Source organism: Oscillatoria sp. HE19RPO (assembly GCF_024220515.1).
Taxonomy (GTDB): Bacteria; Cyanobacteriota; Cyanobacteriia; order Cyanobacteriales; family Laspinemataceae; genus Laspinema.
Window position 1 is genome coordinate 13,369 of the sequence record NZ_JAMXOT010000316.1, and the last position, 17,850, is coordinate 31,218.

At 46.9% G+C, this 17,850-nt stretch carries 9 protein-coding genes; 3 read left to right on the forward strand and 6 right to left on the reverse strand.

Features of this window, described 5'->3' with window-relative positions; genetic code table 11:
* Window positions 1-32 precede the first annotated feature (32 nt).
* The gene (locus NG833_RS24895) at window positions 33-5,360 is read left to right on the forward strand and encodes an AAA family ATPase (protein WP_254567969.1); all 5,328 of its coding nucleotides are present in this window, start codon (window positions 33-35) and stop codon (window positions 5,358-5,360) included.
* A gap of 314 nt (window positions 5,361-5,674) precedes the next feature.
* On the opposite strand, the gene NG833_RS24900 is transcribed toward NG833_RS24895, so the two are convergent.
* Window positions 5,675-6,457, reverse strand: coding sequence for an ABC transporter permease (locus NG833_RS24900; protein WP_254567970.1), 783 nt, complete (start codon window positions 6,455-6,457; stop codon window positions 5,675-5,677).
* Window positions 6,458-6,654: 197 nt separating this feature from the next.
* Between NG833_RS24900 and NG833_RS24905 the strand changes: the two genes are divergently transcribed.
* A complete protein-coding gene (locus NG833_RS24905) occupies window positions 6,655-7,851 on the forward strand; it encodes a sensor histidine kinase (RefSeq protein WP_254567971.1) in 1,197 nt (398 codons plus the stop codon).
* 466 nt (window positions 7,852-8,317) lie between these two features.
* Window positions 8,318-10,195 carry a methyl-accepting chemotaxis protein gene (locus NG833_RS24910; RefSeq protein WP_254567972.1) on the forward strand — a complete coding sequence of 626 codons (1,878 nt, stop codon included), beginning with the start codon at window positions 8,318-8,320 and terminating at the stop codon, window positions 10,193-10,195.
* Between the two features lie 7 nt (window positions 10,196-10,202).
* On the opposite strand, the gene NG833_RS24915 is transcribed toward NG833_RS24910, so the two are convergent.
* The 5 genes from NG833_RS24915 to NG833_RS24935 form a co-directional block, all read right to left on the reverse strand.
* Window positions 10,203-10,991 (reverse strand): ABC-2 family transporter protein, encoded by a 789-nt coding sequence (locus tag NG833_RS24915; RefSeq protein ID WP_254567973.1) that lies wholly within the window; start codon window positions 10,989-10,991, stop codon window positions 10,203-10,205.
* Window positions 10,992-11,123: 132 nt separating this feature from the next.
* Window positions 11,124-12,122: an ATP-binding cassette domain-containing protein gene (locus NG833_RS24920; protein ID WP_254567974.1), complete on the reverse strand. Its 999-nt coding sequence runs from the start codon at window positions 12,120-12,122 to the stop codon at window positions 11,124-11,126.
* 111 nt (window positions 12,123-12,233) lie between these two features.
* On the reverse strand, window positions 12,234-13,151 hold the full coding sequence (locus NG833_RS24925) for an alpha/beta hydrolase (RefSeq protein ID WP_254567975.1): 918 nt from the start codon (window positions 13,149-13,151) through the stop codon (window positions 12,234-12,236).
* Window positions 13,152-13,369: 218 nt separating this feature from the next.
* Window positions 13,370-14,524: a DNA replication/repair protein RecF gene (gene recF, locus NG833_RS24930; RefSeq protein WP_254567976.1), complete on the reverse strand. Its 1,155-nt coding sequence runs from the start codon at window positions 14,522-14,524 to the stop codon at window positions 13,370-13,372.
* A 233-nt stretch (window positions 14,525-14,757) separates the two neighbouring features.
* Entirely contained in the window at window positions 14,758-17,571 is a 2,814-nt protein-coding gene (locus NG833_RS24935) for a cation-translocating P-type ATPase (protein WP_254567977.1), read from the reverse strand.
* Window positions 17,572-17,850 lie beyond the last annotated feature (279 nt).

A 17,850-nucleotide genomic window follows, 5' to 3' on the forward strand; every position in this document is an offset into this window, starting at 1 on the left:
AATAGCCGCGAACTGGATTAAAAAAAACAATTATGGTAACAATTTTAGACTACAAAATTACGGAACAACTGCATGAAAGTAGCAATTCCCTGACCTATCGGGCAGTTAGGTCAGGAGATCGGCAATCCGTTATTATCAAACTCCTCAAACAAGCCTATCCACCGCCGGAGAGAATAGCCCGGTTTAAACGGGAGTATGAACTCACGCGGGGGCTGAATTTGCCCGGAGTGATCGAGGTGTATCGGTTTATCACTTATGGAGATCGCGTGGCGATCGTTCTCGAAGATTTTGGGGCCGAGTCTCTCGCCCAGTTGCTACATAAGCAGCGTTTTTCTCTCGGAGAAATTTTTCCCGTAGCTATTCAAATTATTGAGATTTTGGGTGAAATTCATCACCGGCATATTATTCACAAAGATATTAATCCTTCCAACATCGTTTTTAATCCCCAAACTGGGCAAGTAAAACTGATTGACTTTGGCATTTCTACCCTACTTTCTAAAGAAAATCCCAGCCTCAGTCACCCCAATGTCCTAGAAGGAACCCTCGCCTATATTTCACCGGAACAAACCGGACGGATGAACCGGACCACCGACTATCGTACAGATTTTTATTCCCTCGGGGTCACCTTGTATCAAATCCTCACCGGACAGCTGCCCTTCAATAATACCGAACCGATTGATTTGGTGCATTCCCATCTCGCCAAACAACCCACCCCACCGCAAACCCTTAACCCTGAAATTCCCGAAACTCTCGGCAACATCGTCCTCAAATTGATGTCCAAAAATGCCGAGGACCGTTACCAATCGGCTTGGGGACTTAAAGCGGATTTAGAAACCTGCTATGCTCAATGGCAAACTAGCGGAACTATCCAGCCCTTCCCCCTAGGGAGCCAGGATATTTCCGATCGCTTGCAAATCCCGCAAAAACTCTACGGCAGAGCAGGAGAAGTCGCCAACCTCCTGGCTGCATTTGAGCGCATTATTACCCCCAACGAACAGCAAGCGCTTACCACCGAACTCACCTTAGTTTCCGGCTATTCGGGCATCGGAAAAACAGCTTTAGTCCAAGAAATTTATAAACCCATTACCCGGTCCCACGGCTATTTTATCGCCGGAAAATTTGACCAATTCCAACGCAATATTCCCTACGCTTCCCTAATTCAAGCCTTTCGGTCCTTAATCAAACAACTGCTGACCGAAAGTGAATCGGAGATTATCCAATGGCGGGAAAAATTGCAAACGGCTTTGGGTGCTAATGGACAAGTCATCAGTGAAGTTATCCCGGAAATTGAAACCATTATTGGTTCCCAAACCCCGGTCCCCGAACTGACCCCAACCGAAGCTCAAAACCGCTTTAATTTCGTTTTCCAAAATTTTATCACCGTCTTTACCCAACCCGAACATCCCCTGGCCATTTTCTTAGATGATTTGCAATGGGCGGATAGTGCATCCCTAAAATTGCTGCAACGGGTGATGACTGCGCCAGAAAGTCAATACTTATTTGTCATTGGGGCTTATCGGGATAACGAAGTGAGTGCGGCCCATCCCCTGATGCTAACCCTAGAAGAAATTAAAAAAGAAAGAGCTAATATTAGCGAAATTTCCCTCAAACCCCTAGCACTGGCTGACGTTACTCAGTTAATCGCAGATACCCTGCATCAGACACCGAACCAGGTGCAACCCTTGGGTGAATTAATCCAGGCTAAGACGGGGGGTAATCCCTTCTTTATTACCGAATTTCTCAAAGGTTTATATAGCGAAGGATTACTGATATTTGATGCTAAAAATGGGGAATGGCAATGGGATATTCAACGCATTCAAGCCCAACCGATTGCCGATAATGTTGTGGATTTGATGGCAGCAAAACTCAATAAACTGTCCCCCGAAACGCAAACGGCCTTACGATTAGCGGCTTGTATTGGCAATGAATTTGATTTAAGGACATTAGGGTTGGTGGCAGCCCGCTCAAACCGAGAAACGGCGCGGGCCTTAAATGCCGCAATGGACGAGGGATTTATTCTTCCCCTGAGTGAAAATTACAACTTAATTGAAACCGATGTAGCAGGGGTCCCAGAGCGCTTAAATATTGACTATAAATTTGCTCACGATCGCATCCAACAAGCCGCCTATTCCTTAATTCCAGACACCGAAAAACCCTCGGTTCATTGGCAAATTGGACAATTGCTGTTGCAAAATACTCCGGTGGAAGACCGGGAAGTCAAAATATTTGCCCTCGTCAATCAACTCAACCAAGGTCGCGATCGCATTACTGAACCCGCCCAAGCTGAAGAACTCGCCCACCTCAACCTCAAAGCCGGTAAAAAAGCCAAAGCCTCTGCTGCCTATCAAACCGCCTTCAACTACTTGGTTTTAGGCTTAAATCTGTTAACCGAAAATTGTTGGCAATCTCAATATGAATTAACCTTATCCCTCTATCAAGAAGCCACAGAATCCGCCTATCTCAGCGATGATTTCCAGCGCATGGAAGACTTCGCAAATCATGTCAAAAATCAGGCTCATAGCGTCCTGGATAAGGTCAAAGTCTATCGAGCATTGGTTCTCGGATATGCCAACCAGCAACTCCTTCCCGAAGCGATTAGAAATGGGTTGGAAAGTTTACAAGAATTAGGAATTTCCCTGGCGGAACAGCCCACTCCAGCCGATATCGGCCAAGAGTTAGGCGTAACCCAAACCGCCTGGGAAGGACAGCAAATTGAGGCGTTAATCGACCTCCCGGAGATGACCGATCCCGAAAAGCAAGCCGCTATGGATTTGCTATTTGATGTCATTCATCCGGCTTATGATAGCAACCCGGCTTTGTTCACCCTCTGCGCCTTAAAAATGGTGCAACTCTCCCTTCAATATGGGAATACGCCCCTCTCCGCCCAGGGATATGCTTCTTACGGAATCGTCTTGTGCGGGGTGGTTTTCGATATTGATTCCGGCTATCAATTTGCCAAACTTGCCTTAAAACTGCTGGAGCGGTTTGAAGTCAAAAAAATCAAATCAGCAGTGTTCTTTTTGGTTTTTTATTTTTCCATCCATTGGAAAGAACATCTCAAAGAAACATTAGCGCCTTTTTTGGAAGGCTATCAAAGTGGACTGGAAAACGGAGATTTGTTGTTTGCAGCCTTTGATGCTTACGGCTATTCCTCCTATTCCTACTGGATTGGAAAAGAACTTCCCTTCGTTGAACGGGAAATGGCGAAATATAGCGAGGCGATCGCCCGCATCAATCAAAACCTCATTCTCAGCTATCACAACCGTTATTGGCAAGTCGTCTTAAATTGGATGGGTCAGGCTGAAAATCCCTGTTTATTAGTCGGAGAAGCCTATAACGAAACGGCTTTGTTACCCATCATGCGGGAAACCTCAGACCGTTATGGAATCGGTGACTTACATCTGCATAAATTCATCCTTTCCTATTCCTTTGGTGAGTATGCTCAAGCCCTAGAAAATGCGGCGATCGCCGAACAATATTTAAATGCCATGATTGCCACCCCCTCCGTGGCCGAATTTTATTTCTACCATTCCCTCACCCATCTGGCCCTCTATCCCGAAACCCCCAAACCCGAACAACCGGGCATCCTGGAAAAAGTCGCCGCCAACCAGGAAAAAATGCACCGCTGGGTACAACAAGCCCCCATGAACTACCAACACAAATATGAACTGGTTGAAGCCGAACGCGCCCGAATTTCAGGTAATGTTTCCCATGCGCGAGACGCCTACGATCGCGCTATAACCCTAGCCAAAGAACATGAATACCTCAACGAAGAAGCCTTATCCTACGAACTCGCCGCCCGATTCTACCTCTCCATCCAGAATACTCACCTCGCCCGGTACTACCTCCAAGACGCCCACTATACTTATCAACGCTGGGGTGCCACAGCCAAAGTCCAACACCTGGAAAACCGCTATCCCCAACTCCTGAACCTCCAAACCCCCAAAACCCCGGGCAGTACGACAACTCAGGGGACATCCTCCTCCACCTCCACCACGGGCAGCAGTGCTGGCGAAAGTCTGGATCTCACTACGGTGCTCAAAGCCTCACAAGCCATAAGCAGCGAAATCAAACTCGATCAACTGCTGGCCCAACTCCTCAATCTTGCCATTGAAAATGCCGGTGCTCAAAAAGGCATCCTGATTTTATCTGACAATAACCAACTCAAAATCGCCGCCGCCAAACTCCCCGACAGCGCCGTTCAAATCCTAGAATCCCTCCCCCTAAACACCGGCAATTTAGTTCCCCCCGGTATCATCAACTACGTCACTCGAACCCAAGAAAACGTCATCCTCGCCGATGCCACCCGAGAAGGACTCTTCACCGGCGAACCTTACATTCTCCAACAGCAACCCCAGTCGGTTCTCTGTGTTCCTATTATCAACCAAGGCAAACTAATTGGCATTCTCTACCTAGAAAATAACCTCGCCACTGGCGCATTTACTCCAGAACGAATTGAACTGTTACAAATCATTTCCGCTCAAGCCGCTATCTCCCTAGAAAATGCTCAACTTTATCGCACCTTAGAAGATAAAGTCATCGAACGGACCGCCCAACTCGCGGCAGCAAATACCGAAATCATCGCCTTGAATGAGATACTGAAATCGGACAACCTCCGCATGAGTGCCGAACTCAATGTCACCCGGCAACTGCAACAAAAAATGCTACCTCGAACGGAAGAGTTGCAGCAGATTCCTCAGTTGGAAATCGCCGGGTTTATGGAACCGGCAGATGAAGTGGGGGGAGATTACTACGATGTCCTCAACTATGATGGACGAGTGAAAATTGGCATCGGCGATGTCACCGGACATGGCCTAGAATCTGGGATGGTTATGGTCATGGTCCAAACCGCAGTCCGGACTTTACTAGCCAATAATGAAACCGATTATGTTAAATTTTTGAGTACCATCAACCGCACCCTTTACGATAACGTCGAGCGGATGCAGTCGGATAAAAATCTGACCTTAGCCTTGGTGGATTATACCGATGGCATTCTGCGAATTAGTGGACAACATGAAGAAATTCTGATTGTTCGGGCTAATGGAGAGATTGAACGAATTGACACGGTTGATTTAGGATTTCCGATTGGATTAGTGATGGAGGTTAACGATTTTATTGCCCAAGCTCAAGTGCAGTTAAATCCAGGAGATGGAGCCGTTCTCTACACCGATGGGATTACGGAAGCGGCAAATCCAGCACATGAGCAATATGGGTTAGAACGCCTTTGTGAGGTGGTCTCGCAAAATTGGCATCGGTCTGTAGAAGAGATTCAGCAGATGACGATTGATAACGTCCGGGAGTTTATTGGTGAGCAAAAGGTGTTTGATGATATTACGCTTGTGGTTTTGAAGCAACGGTAATCTAGGAATGCGAGTTCGCTGAACAGACTCCTAGCGGGAGCATCTCAATTTGTTCAAGAGACCTAACCCCCCAGCCCCCGGACCACCTCTGCGGTGGCCCTCTCCTCTTAGGAGTATAATATCATGTTCCCTCGATCGCCCAGACTGACCTAACCCCCCAGCCCCCGTCCCTAGAAGGGAAGGGGGCTGGGGGTTAGGTCTCTTTTAAAGATTGTGCTTCCCTGCTGTCTCCCGTTATAAAAATTGAAGGTGTCAATCCGCAGGCGTAATCCGGGTAGAGGTGGGGAATTTTCCGTCTCTACCCCCTTTTGCGGCTAACTGGAGGCGCTAGTATAAAACCGGAGGGCAAACCGCCAAAATGCCATCGAAGCCAAGAAGAGGGCGATCGCCAACAAGGCCGCCCCCGCAATCCAACTGACTTCGACCCGTCCCAAAACGGACTCTGCCGGGACCGTAGTGAGAAAAGCGACGGGGACAATGAAGGTGAAGAAAAAGCGATAGGCAGTGGGATAGGCAACCATTGGAAATCGACCCGCTTCCAGTAATCCTCTGAGCACCTGAGTCACATTATAGATTTTTACAAACCAAATACTCAGCGCACCTAGCATAAACCACAGACTATAGAGGCTGATGGCCCCAAAGAGTAGGGGAATTAAACTGATAAGGTAGTTAATCGGGTCTAAATTCAGGGTACTACCTGCATAAAAAATCAGGAGTAAGCCTAAAATCATATCCGGTATTCCCCAAAGGGAAATCGTCCGTCCCGATAGCCAAAATTGAGAACTAATGGGTTTCAGCAGCACAAAATCCAGAGTGCCTTGCTGAACTTGTTTGACAATGCTATTCAGATTAGGGGCGAGGAAGGTGGCGGAAAAGCCTTGGAGAATGGTAAATACTCCTAAAACCACGAGGGATTCTTCCCATTGCCATCCTGCGAAATTGTAGTCCGTGCCGTAAAATAGGGAGAGGGCAAACCAACTCCCGGCGAGATTTCCGAGGCTGCTGAAGGCGGCGATCGCAAAATTGACCCGATATTCGAGTTCAGCGGCGATCGCAGTTTTCCAAAATAGGGCGAGGGTGGACAAATATCGGTTCATGTCAATTGGGGATTTGAGAGAAGCAATTGGGAACGAGCAAAATTAGTCACTGTTTTTATTAGGGTAGCGCAGCGATCGCCCATTGAGGAAATTCGGAAGAATTCAGGGACCTTGATTGGATAACCGCGAGCAATTGGGCTGGAGTTAAGGTAATCTAAATGAATAAGCTATAACCCATTGAGGGCATCCAAAAATCAATGAACGAGTTTACAAAATTATTACGTGATAAAAAAGCTAGGATTGTCGAACAATGGATTGCTGTAGTTCGGGAGGATGAGAGCATTAGTACAGCAGATAAACTCCCCTATGCTGAGATTCGCGATACTTTGCCTAACGTTATTGATGCGATCGCTTCTCTGCTCACCCCTCCCGAAGAAGGTGAGGAAGCGAATCTATTACAATCGGCTTTGGAACACGGGTATGTTAGGGCACAACAAGGCTACGAACCTCAAGAAATTGCGCGAGAATATGGGTTAGCTCGAAAGCTGATGATTTCCGCGATCGAGGAGGAACTAGAACGAGCTCAACCCCAGGAAATTATAGGGATCATCCGCCTGATTGATCGGGCAATGGATGAAGTCATAGGACGCTGTTTTCGCAGCTATACAGAAGGAAGATTGCGGGAGTTGGACAACTTGCAAACCCAGCTTGATCTCACCAATCAAGAACTCAGCCGATTAGTCCGGTCGAGTAAAGAAAATTTGGCTCACCTCGCCCACGAATTAAAAACACCATTGAATTCGATTATTGGCTACTCGGATTTATTTTTACGCCAACAGCGAAAGTATTTCCCTGAAATTAACGACTCTCCACCCAATATGGAACATATAGAAAGAGTCCTTCGCAGCGGAAGACAATTACTGCAATTAATTAATGATGTTTTAGAAATTTCCCGTTATGACTCAGGTAAAATGCCCTTAAATTTAATTGAAGTTTCTCCTAAAAATTTAATTCATCAAACGGTAGAAATGTTAGAGGGAATGGCCCGAGACAAACAGATTAACCTAGAGGTGGATTGTGACCAATCTCCCGATCTAATTGTGACGGACCCGTTACGGTTACAGCAGGTTGTGACTAATTTGCTCAGTAATGCAGTGCGCTATACCAACGAAGGAACGGTTAGAATTGAGTGCAAAATTAGTTCTGAACAGGAGTGGAAAATCGTCATTAGCGATACGGGAGTTGGGATTGATGAAAAAGACCAAGCGGAGATTTTTAATCCGTATTTTCGGGTGATGAGTGACAATCAAACCTTTCTTCCCAATAGTACAGGATTGGGACTGGCGATCGTGTCGCGGTTGGTTCAGTTGTTGCAAGGCAATATTCAAGTATTGTCAGAAGTGAATGTCGGTTCTACCTTTACGGTGACTTTGCCTCTCCAAATTCAGCGGTGAGCAACCCACACAGCAATTTTTTAGCAGGTCAAAACCTGTTTCCATTTCCACTTTGTCCGGGACTTCAAACGTTACGCTCTCGCCTGACCCTGGATTCCTTTGCTCAGAGGGCTTTTTTTTTGACAATTTAGTATTGTTATGATAAAATATACCCCTATTTTTCGGAGCTTGGACGCCCGGTTAAACCGATGATAGGCAGTGGCTAAACTTCCGCAAAATAGCGGATGTTGGTGGGGTGACTTTTAGTATAAAATAAGAACTAAATCAATAACTTAGGTAACTCAACCCAAACAGGTCAACTTTAGAGGTTCACTACCCTAGTCTCGAAGAATAAAAGTGGCACTAGCATAGAGAATCCTCTATTAATTCAGCTTGCCCCTGCTTGAATTATGTCATGAATTGGTGTTTGGAAATTGAAACCTCCTACAGAATAATTTAGTGCCTTACGGTAGAGGTGGAGACTCAGATGATTACTCAACTATTCAGTAAATTTCAAAATAAGCTCTTGATTCTACTTTTCTTGAGCACCTTAATTCCGGCGGCAGTCGTCGGGGGATATAGCAACCTATCCTACCGGAAGGTTTTAACCGACTTACTCTATAACCAAATGGCGCGGCAAGGGATAGATAGTGAATCAAAAATTACTTCTTTTCTAAACAATGTTAAAGCGGATGTTTTTTACCTCAGCCAAACCCCTCCGGTTCAAGGGATAGTCAGAGCCAGAGCCAATCAAGGAATCGACCCCCAAGACAAGTCTTCCTATCAAGAGTGGAAAAATCGATTAGAAATCATTTTTTATTCTTTTCTAGAATCTAAGCCCTATTATTATCAACTCCGCTATTTGGATGAGAATGGCAATGAGTTGGTCCGGATGGACTTAAAAGATGGAACGATTCGGACCATACCGGATTCCCAACTTCAAAACAAGGCAACTCATGAATATTTTATCGAAACGATGAAATTAAATTCCGGGGAAATTTTTGTTTCTGAAATTAATTTGAATCGAGAAGATGGACAAATAGAAGTTCCTTATACCCCCGTAATTCGCTACAGCACCCCGATTTATAGTGCAACGGGAGAAAAAAGGGGAATTGTTATTGCCAATGTCTTTGCCGATTCTTTTTTAGAAATGGTGGATGGACAAACGCAGGATGATTCCCATGAGGCGTTTATTATCAATCAAGATGGCTACTATATTTATCACGGAAATGAAAGCAAAGAATGGGGGTTTGATTTAAATAACCAAGAGACCATAGTTCAAGACTATCCGGAAAAGATTAGCCAAAAATTATTGTCTTTTGAGTCGGGATTTATTTCTGAACGAAGCGATTGGGTGATGAGCTATAATCCAATTTTTACGAATAGTCAAAGTCTGACAAATGGGCTTGTTCTGGTCTATGCCACACCGAAAGATGTAGTTTTTTCCCCGATTAATACCCTCAGCACTGTGACGATTCTGATTACTGGGGTTGCTTTGGTGATTGTCCTGCAACTCGGGAGTCTGATTTTAAAGAATTTGCTGGGGTCTATTCGAGAGATTACCGGGGTGGTTTCTTCCTTTTCCATCGAACTGTTGGCAACCATTGAACAGCAAGAACGAATGACGGTGCAGCAGTCGGCATCGGTACAAGAAACAACCGTAGCGATTGATCGGATTAATGCCGCTTCCGCAGAATCGGCTCGACAAGCACAAAATGCGGCTATTGGGGGAAAACACGCCTTAATTCGAGTAGAAGAAGGGAGCAAAGCGGTTTCCCAAACCTTTGAGGAAATGGAAACTTTGAAAGAAAAAGTAGAGGCGATCGCCTCCCGGAGTTTCAGCTTAAATGAGCAGACGAATAGAATTAGCACCATCTCCAATTTAGTCAGCACTTTAGCCACTGAAACCAATATGTTGGCGCTAAATGCAGCAGTGGAAGCGGTTCGTGCCGGAGAGCATGGCAAAGGGTTCGGCGTAGTTGCCTCGGAAATTAGAAAACTCGCCGATCGCAGTAAACAATCCACCCAGAATATTTCCACCTTAGTTCAAGATATTGAACGGGCGGTTAATTCAATGGCCCTGGCTGCTCACGAGGGCCAAACTAATGTAGAAACCGGGGTGAAAATCGCTCAAAATACCGCAGAAGTATTTACCGATATTGCCGGGGGTATGGAACAAATTGTGGAACATACTCAGCAAATTGCCCTCACCGCACAACAACAATCCCTGGCGATCGAACAGGTGATGGCTGCCATGAACGATCTCACCCATGAAGCAGCCGAAACCGCAACGAGTATGACTCACGTCAAAACCGGGATTCAAAAACTCAATGACACCGCGTTAAATCTCAAATCCATGATTTGAGTTCAAATCAAGCCCCCATCCCGGAATATTGGCGCAACCCGCGACGCCACAACCAGCGATTAATAATCCAAAAGATTGCCACCCAACCGCACATAATAGCAAGACTCGGGAGAACATTCACAGGTAATCCCACCAATAACGCTGCTGGAAAGTGAATCATATAGGGAAACGGTGTCCATAAAACCACTTGGCGCACTGATTCCGGGAACACCTCTAAGGGCGCAACCATGCCAGAAAAAAACAGATAAAATAGAAACCAAAATTGCTCGATCGCATTCGCCCGTTCTATCCAAAAACACAGGAGTGCAAAGGTATATTGAATCAAAAATCGCAGGATAAATCCCAGCATAACCACCCCAATCCACAACAAAAAACGTCCTAAATCGGGCAGCCAAAACGCATCGGGATATAAGGCAAAAAAGATTAAAATCAAGCCGCAAACAAAGGGGAGGCGAGCACCGCGTTCTGCTAAATGGGCGGCAACATGATGCCACACCGGGTCCAACGGTTGTAATAACCGCATGGAGAGTTTTCCTTCCACCACTTCTTTTTCAAACTCCCAAACCACCCACACCACATTGAATTGTCGGACAATAAACGCCGCTAAAAAATACCGAGCAAACTGCACGGGATTTAAGGCAAAATCGCCGGTTTGAGAGGCTTCTAACCAGATTCCCATTAAAATAAACGGCAAAGTACCCGACAGCGCCCATAGCACAACTTCGGCGCGGTATTCCAGCATATAAGCATAATGAACGGAGAATAAGGTGGGAGCAATTCTGAAAAAACGTCTCATGAATTTTAGGGGTTAACAGATTAGGGTATTGGTCCAGGGAAAGGGTTGAGAAACCGGGTTTCTTAACACAATTTTGATGATAGGCATAAACTTGGGTTAGAAACCCGGTTTCTGGTCTAGGGAAAGGGTTAGTTAGCCGATCGCCCCTGCGGTAAAGACTCGTCCAATCACTTCTTCAATCGGGGGTTCAGTCACGGTCAAATCTAATATTTCAAACTCTATTAAAATCTGACTCACCGTAGCAGTTAGGGTATCCCGACGCACCAGTAATCGCACCGACTGACCCGCAATTTCTTCGACTTCGCCATACTGGGAGATTTGTTGCCGCAATTTCTCCGGGTCAGTAACCGCATGAGTTAACTCTAACTGCACCTCGCGATAGGGAGCAAATCGTTCGATTAAGCCATCTAAACTGCCATCATAAATCAGTTGACCGGCATAAATTAAAATCACGCGATCGCAAAGGGCGGTAATATCCGCCATGTAATGACTGGTTAACAGAATCGTCGCCCCTGTACGCTGATTGTACTCCCGTAAAAACTCCCGGACTGATGCTTGTCCATTGACATCTAATCCCAGAGTCGGTTCATCCAAAAATAGTACATCAGGATTGTGCAACAATGCCGCCATCAATTCCGCTTTCATCCGTTCCCCGAGGGAGAGTTTTCGCACAGGTTGATTCAGTTTTCCTTGCAAAGAAAGCATTTCTGTTAATTCCCCAATGCGTTTTCGACATTCTTTCTCCGGAATCCCATACACCACCCCATTAATTCGCAAGGAATCTAAGGCGGGTAAATCCCAGAGTAATTGTTGCTTTTGTCCCATGACTAAGGTAATTTTTTGCAAAAATGCTTCTTTGCGTTGAAAAGGCATATAACCCGCCACCTCCACCCGCCCACTAGAGGGATGAATTAGCCCGGTTAACATTTTTAAAGTCGTAGTTTTTCCCGCCCCATTGGGTCCTAAAAATCCTACAACTTCCCCGGGTTGAATTTGAAACGAAACATCTTTTACCGCTTCGATATTCCGATAGGTCCGGTGAAAAAAGTGATTCAGAGTCCCTTTGAGTCCCGGTTCTTTGATGGCAACGGGATAAACTTTACTGAGATGTTCGGCAACAATGATTGACATAATAATTATTTTTACTAAAACCGCAACTCATCCGGTGAAATGTTCATTTGACCCCATCGAGGCAGACTGGGTGGAGTCGCCCCACGCTTTAGGGGATAAGTTTATTTTAGCTCAGGGGAGTAACTCTTTTAAATCCACAACCCGAACCACGGGATTGCGATGGGTAAAAATTAACCCATTATGGCGATAAACGAGAATCAATTGGACAACCAGACGCTCAATAATCTCGATGATTCGACCGAAACAATGGCGACTTTTAAAGGTTTCCAGGGGGGAGGGAGTCCGCTGAATCAACCATTCGGTGAGTCGGTATTTCCAGGACCGAGTTCCTCGTTTAGAGATTTGCAAAATTGTCCCCGGAATGAATTCCCCTTGATTGGCCCAAAATGCGTAACGTTCTCCGAGGGTAAAGTAATGAAATACCGAGGGATGAGGAGTAGATTGGGCTAACTTGCGGGAAACTCCTAAGGGATTAAAGGTGACAACGGAACGAATGCGATCGCGGTATTTAACCCCCAGTTGTTGGGCGATTTTGCCCCCGAGACTTTCGCCAATCACATCCGGGCGATCGCCCTGTTGACATTTTTCCGTAATCCACTCTACCGCCCCTTGGGTTTCCGCCGCTTTCGATTGCCAATTGAGGTGAGCAATAAACACATCTGGGGTATCTTGAAAGACTCCATCCAACGGATACCAAGTCCCATATCCCCGAATCACTAATACCGGGGGTGCATTGCCCGATAAAGGAACTCGACCCTCGGCATAAAATCCCGTAATTCTATCTTCAAAGACCTTTTCAACTTGATAATTTCCTTGGACAATTTGCCCCTCGGTATGACGGACATAAATCGAGGGTTCGTCTTTTTTAAAAATTAAGTTGAGTTGGGGTTTACTAAACTGTTCATAAACCACATCGAGGGGATGCCGAGGGGGTGGAGACGGAATAAAATCCGGGAAGTTAACTGAAACAGCGGGTTGTTGACCGAGTTGAGTGTGTTTTGATTTGGTTTTTTGGCGTTTAGATAGCACGAATTTATTCCCCTGGCATACGGAGTAAAAACCCGCAGGCTTAAGCCTGGGGCTACACGGACGAAGCCTGCCTACGCAGGCTGAAGAGTAAAATAGGTCGAGTACAACGGGATTTGGTATCATACCAAATCCGGGTATAAAAAATTGTTGTAATAGAGTAGCCCGCGCAGGCGGGCTTTGTCCGTGTAGCCCCAGGCTTCAGCCTGCGGGCCCCCGGTTTAGGGAAAAATTTCCCCCGCTTTCACCGTGAGAATTTGGGCAGAATTAATCCAATCATGTTCAAATCCGCCTAAATGAGTCGTCGCAATTACCGTTTGAAATCGGTCTTGAATCGCTTCCAAAAGTTGGTTTTGCCGCTTGGGGTCTAACTCAGCGAGAACATCATCTAGGAGTAAAACCGGCGGTTCTCCCACGATTTCTTCAATCAGTTTTAGTTCTGCCAATTTTAAGGCTAAAACTAGGGTGCGTTGTTGACCCTGGGAAGCGAATTGTTTCACCGGGAGTTCGTTGAGGGTGAACTCAATCTCATCGCGGTGGGGACCGACCAGCGTTGTGCCTTGAAATGATTCTGCCAATGCCCGGGATTGGAGTTTTTCTAAAAATGCCTGCATCGCCTGTTGGGGATGATCTCGCAACGCTTTATCTTGCATTCCTTCCACATTCGGAGCATAATGAATACATAAAGATTCCACTCGCCCACTAATCGCCGCGTGCCAGGTTTCGGCAATGGGAACCAATCGGTCTAACGCCCGCGATCGCCGCTGCATCACCCGGACTCCAATCGTCGCCAATTGAGCATCCCATAACCCCAATTGCGCCTGATGTTCCTGACCTAGATAAGATTTCTCTCCCCGGGCCTCCGCACTTCTAATCTCTTTTAATAACGCATTTCTTTGTTTTAAAACCTTATTATATTGCTGTAAAATATGAGCATAAATCGGCTCAAGCTGGACCAACAATCCATCTAACCAATTGCGCCTAGTTTCCGGACCGGACCGGACCAATTCCAAATCCAAACTCGAAAACTGAACCACATTTAACAGACCCAAAAAATCCACATTCCGCCGACAGGTTTCTTCATCTACGGAGATCGTTCGCCGTCCAGTCCGACGCAGGACAACTCCCAATTTAACTGACCGATATTCCCGAGATACCAGGCCGATAATTTGTCCCTGGGGTTCTCCCTCCCGAACTAAATCGCGATCGCGAGAAACCCGAGAACTCTTCAAGGTCGAAAGTAACCCCAATGCTTCCAAAACATTGGTTTTCCCCTGAGCATTATCCCCCACTAAAATGGTCTTCGGGGCATTCAACTCAATTTCCTGTTCCTGATAATTCCTAAACTGTCTCAAATGCAGTTGTTTTACAAACATAATTAAATCAAGTTTATTAAAATAAAACCAACCCCTACCCTCAATAAAAAATTGAATGTTCGTAGTAACGACTTCAGTCGTTATCCCCACACAACCGCCGGGGGTTCAAACCCCCGCGTCATAGCTAAAGTCGGATAAATCCGACTAAAAACATCAGGGGATAAGATGAGCAGTCGGTTTCAACCGACTTGAGCTTTTAGGCGGGGGTTTGAACCCCCGCCGGTATGGAATTTTTACTTTTTCCCGCGATAAAACAACCGAAAAAATACCTTTTCCATCTCCACCCAAATAAACAACAAGGAACTAAATCCTAAACAAATTCCCAATTCAGTCAGCGTCAACCAATGAGTTCCAAAAAATGCTCGTAACGGGGCGACATAAATTAGCATAAGCTGGAGAATTGTGGTGATAATCACCGCCCCGAAGACAAACGGATTCGAGAACGGATTTAATTGAATCGTTAGCTGAGTATTGGATCGAACCGCGATCGCATGACCCATTTGAGCAATACACAAGGTTGTGAACACCATCGTTTTCCAACGGTCCGGAGAGAGTCCTTCACCAACAACGGTGTGTGTGTAGGAATAGGCTACCATCATTAAGGCAATGGAAATAATTGCAAAAACAATCCCAATGCGCACCATATACAACCCCAACCCCCGAGCAAAAATATTCTCCCGAGGACTAAAAGGGGGACGATTCATCACATCCGGTTCTGGGGGTTCGACTGCCAATGCTAAAGCGGGAAACCCATCAGTAACCAGATTCATCCAGAGAATTTGTAACGGCGTGAGGGGAACGCCGGGTAATCCCAACAGGGGTGCAGCAGCGATCGTCAGCAGTTCTCCAATATTAGACCCGAGAATGTATTTAATAAACCGGCGAATATTGGTATAAACCACCCGCCCTTCTTCCGTCGCGGCGACAATGGTGGCAAAATTATCATCCAGCAGGACCATATCGCTGGCCTCTTTGCTCACATCGGTTCCCGTAATCCCCATTGCAATCCCGATATCCGCTTGTTTGAGGGCCGGTGCATCGTTTACCCCGTCCCCGGTCATAGCGACAAATTTACCCCGTTTTTGCAACGCTTGGACGATTCTGAGCTTATGTTCCGGAGAGACTCGGGCATATACACTGACGCGATCCACCTCTCGTTCTAACTCCTCCTGGGGCATTCCTTCCAACTCTTGACCGATGAGAACCCGATCGCCTTCTTGAGCAATTCCCAAATCCTGGGCAATGGCGATCGCCGTGAGTTGATGATCCCCCGTAATCATAATCGGACGAATCCCTGCCTTGCGACATTTCACCACCGCCTCACGCACTTCCGGTCTGGGTGCATCTAACATTCCCACCATTCCCAACCAGACTAAATCCTGTTCTGTCTGGTCTTCCGAACCCTCGGGCGGTTCTTCCCTTAACGGTTTATAAGCAAACCCCAGAACGCGCAACCCCCTAGCGGCTAAATCATTATTCTGGTCTAAAACCTGCTGTCTTTGGGCCTCAGAAATGGGTTGAATCTGGTTACCGATGAGAACTTGGCTACAACAGTTTAAGGTTAATTCTGGAGACCCCTTGGTAAACATCACAAATGGGGTTGAATCCTGAGTAATTACCTCAGATTCGGGATTGGAAACTTCACAGATGACACTCATCCGTTTGCGTTCCGAGGAGAAGGGAAACTCACTGATTCGAGGCAGTTGGGGAGAGAGGCGATCGCCGGTGAATTCCAACTTACCCGCTAGAACCAGTAAAGCCCCTTCCGTCGGGTCCCCCACAATTGCCCAGTCATTATTTTCATACTGCAACACTGCATCATTGCACTGCACACAACTCAACAGCAGGGTTTCCAGTTCGGGATACTCCCCCAACTCACCCACCCCAATTTTTGTCTCATCTGCCCCTAAAAAATCGCCCGTGGGTTCATATCCTTCTCCCGTCACTCTCAAGCTGTGACTGGGAGTTTCCACCCCTTGGACCACCATTTTATTTTGAGTTAACGTGCCGGTTTTATCTGAGCAAATTGTTGTGACACTCCCCAGGGTTTCCACCGCAGGCAGTTTGCGAATCAAGGCGTGACGCTTAACCATGCGTTGGGTCCCCAGGGCCAGAGTCACCGTAATCACTGCCGGTAACCCCTCCGGGACGATCGCCACCGCCATACTCAGGGAAATTTCTAACAGATGATTAAATGCGGACATTCCCTGGACCAGGGTCCCCCCAATCACCACGATCGCCACGAGAATTAAGGACCCGGTGACCAACACATTCCCGAGTTGGGTCATCCGTTGTTGCAGGGGAGTATCTTCACTTTCCACCCCCTGAATCATCGTGGCAATTTTGCCCAGTTCCGTCCGCATTCCGGTCCCAGTCACGATCGCCTTGGCCCGTCCCTTGACCACTTCCGTGCCACAAAAGACCAAATTCACGCGATCGCCCAGGGATGTATTCTCCGGCAGATCGATCGGCGCATCCTTTTCCACCGAATGCGCCTCCCCCGTCAAAGCGGACTCGCGCACTTGCAGGTTAGACTCTTCTAAGAGTCTGCCATCAGCGGCCACCTGCACCCCCGCTTCCAAAAACATAATATCTCCCGGGACCAGATCCGTTGAAGCGACTTCCAGCAGTTTGCCATCCCGCAGAACTCGGACCTGGGGAGAGGCCATACTTTTCAACGCAGCGAGAGCTTTTTCCGCCTTGGTTTCCTGAAGATAGCCCAATACCCCATTCAGAATCACGATCAGCATAATCGCCACCGCATCCTTGGGAAACTCCCCCTGCTGCAGGGACAAAAACCCTGAAATAAAGGCCACCGCAATCAGCATCAACAACATAATGTTTTTGAACTGATCGAATAAAATAATCCAGGGACTGCGACCCGCAGTTTCTTCCAGTTCATTGGGGCCATATTGCTGCAAGCGTTCCGATGCCTCCGCAGCAGTTAAACCCGTCGTGGGATCAACCTGGAGTTTTTCCAGGGTCGTATCAATGTCGAATGTATGCCAAGGGACCGGCGGATGTTGCCCAGAAGAATTTGCAGACATGAGTGTACACAGTAGGTAATCACAGAGGGAAAGTGGCAGCGCAGGACCTAGAGAGGTTGGCATCCTAGTTAATTTAACTGGCCAGTCTCCTGACTCCTAACCCCGCAAAGATTCTACTCGGAATTGGACTATTTTTGAGTGGGATGGGTCTGGGAGTCCATGAGGCGGTCTGATCCGTTGAGAGTCCCCGCCGTCACCAATCTTGCTTCCATCGGTTGGCGGTAGTCCCATCCCCGTTGCACGACCACCGGACGGGCAATCCCTTCCCCTATCCAATCT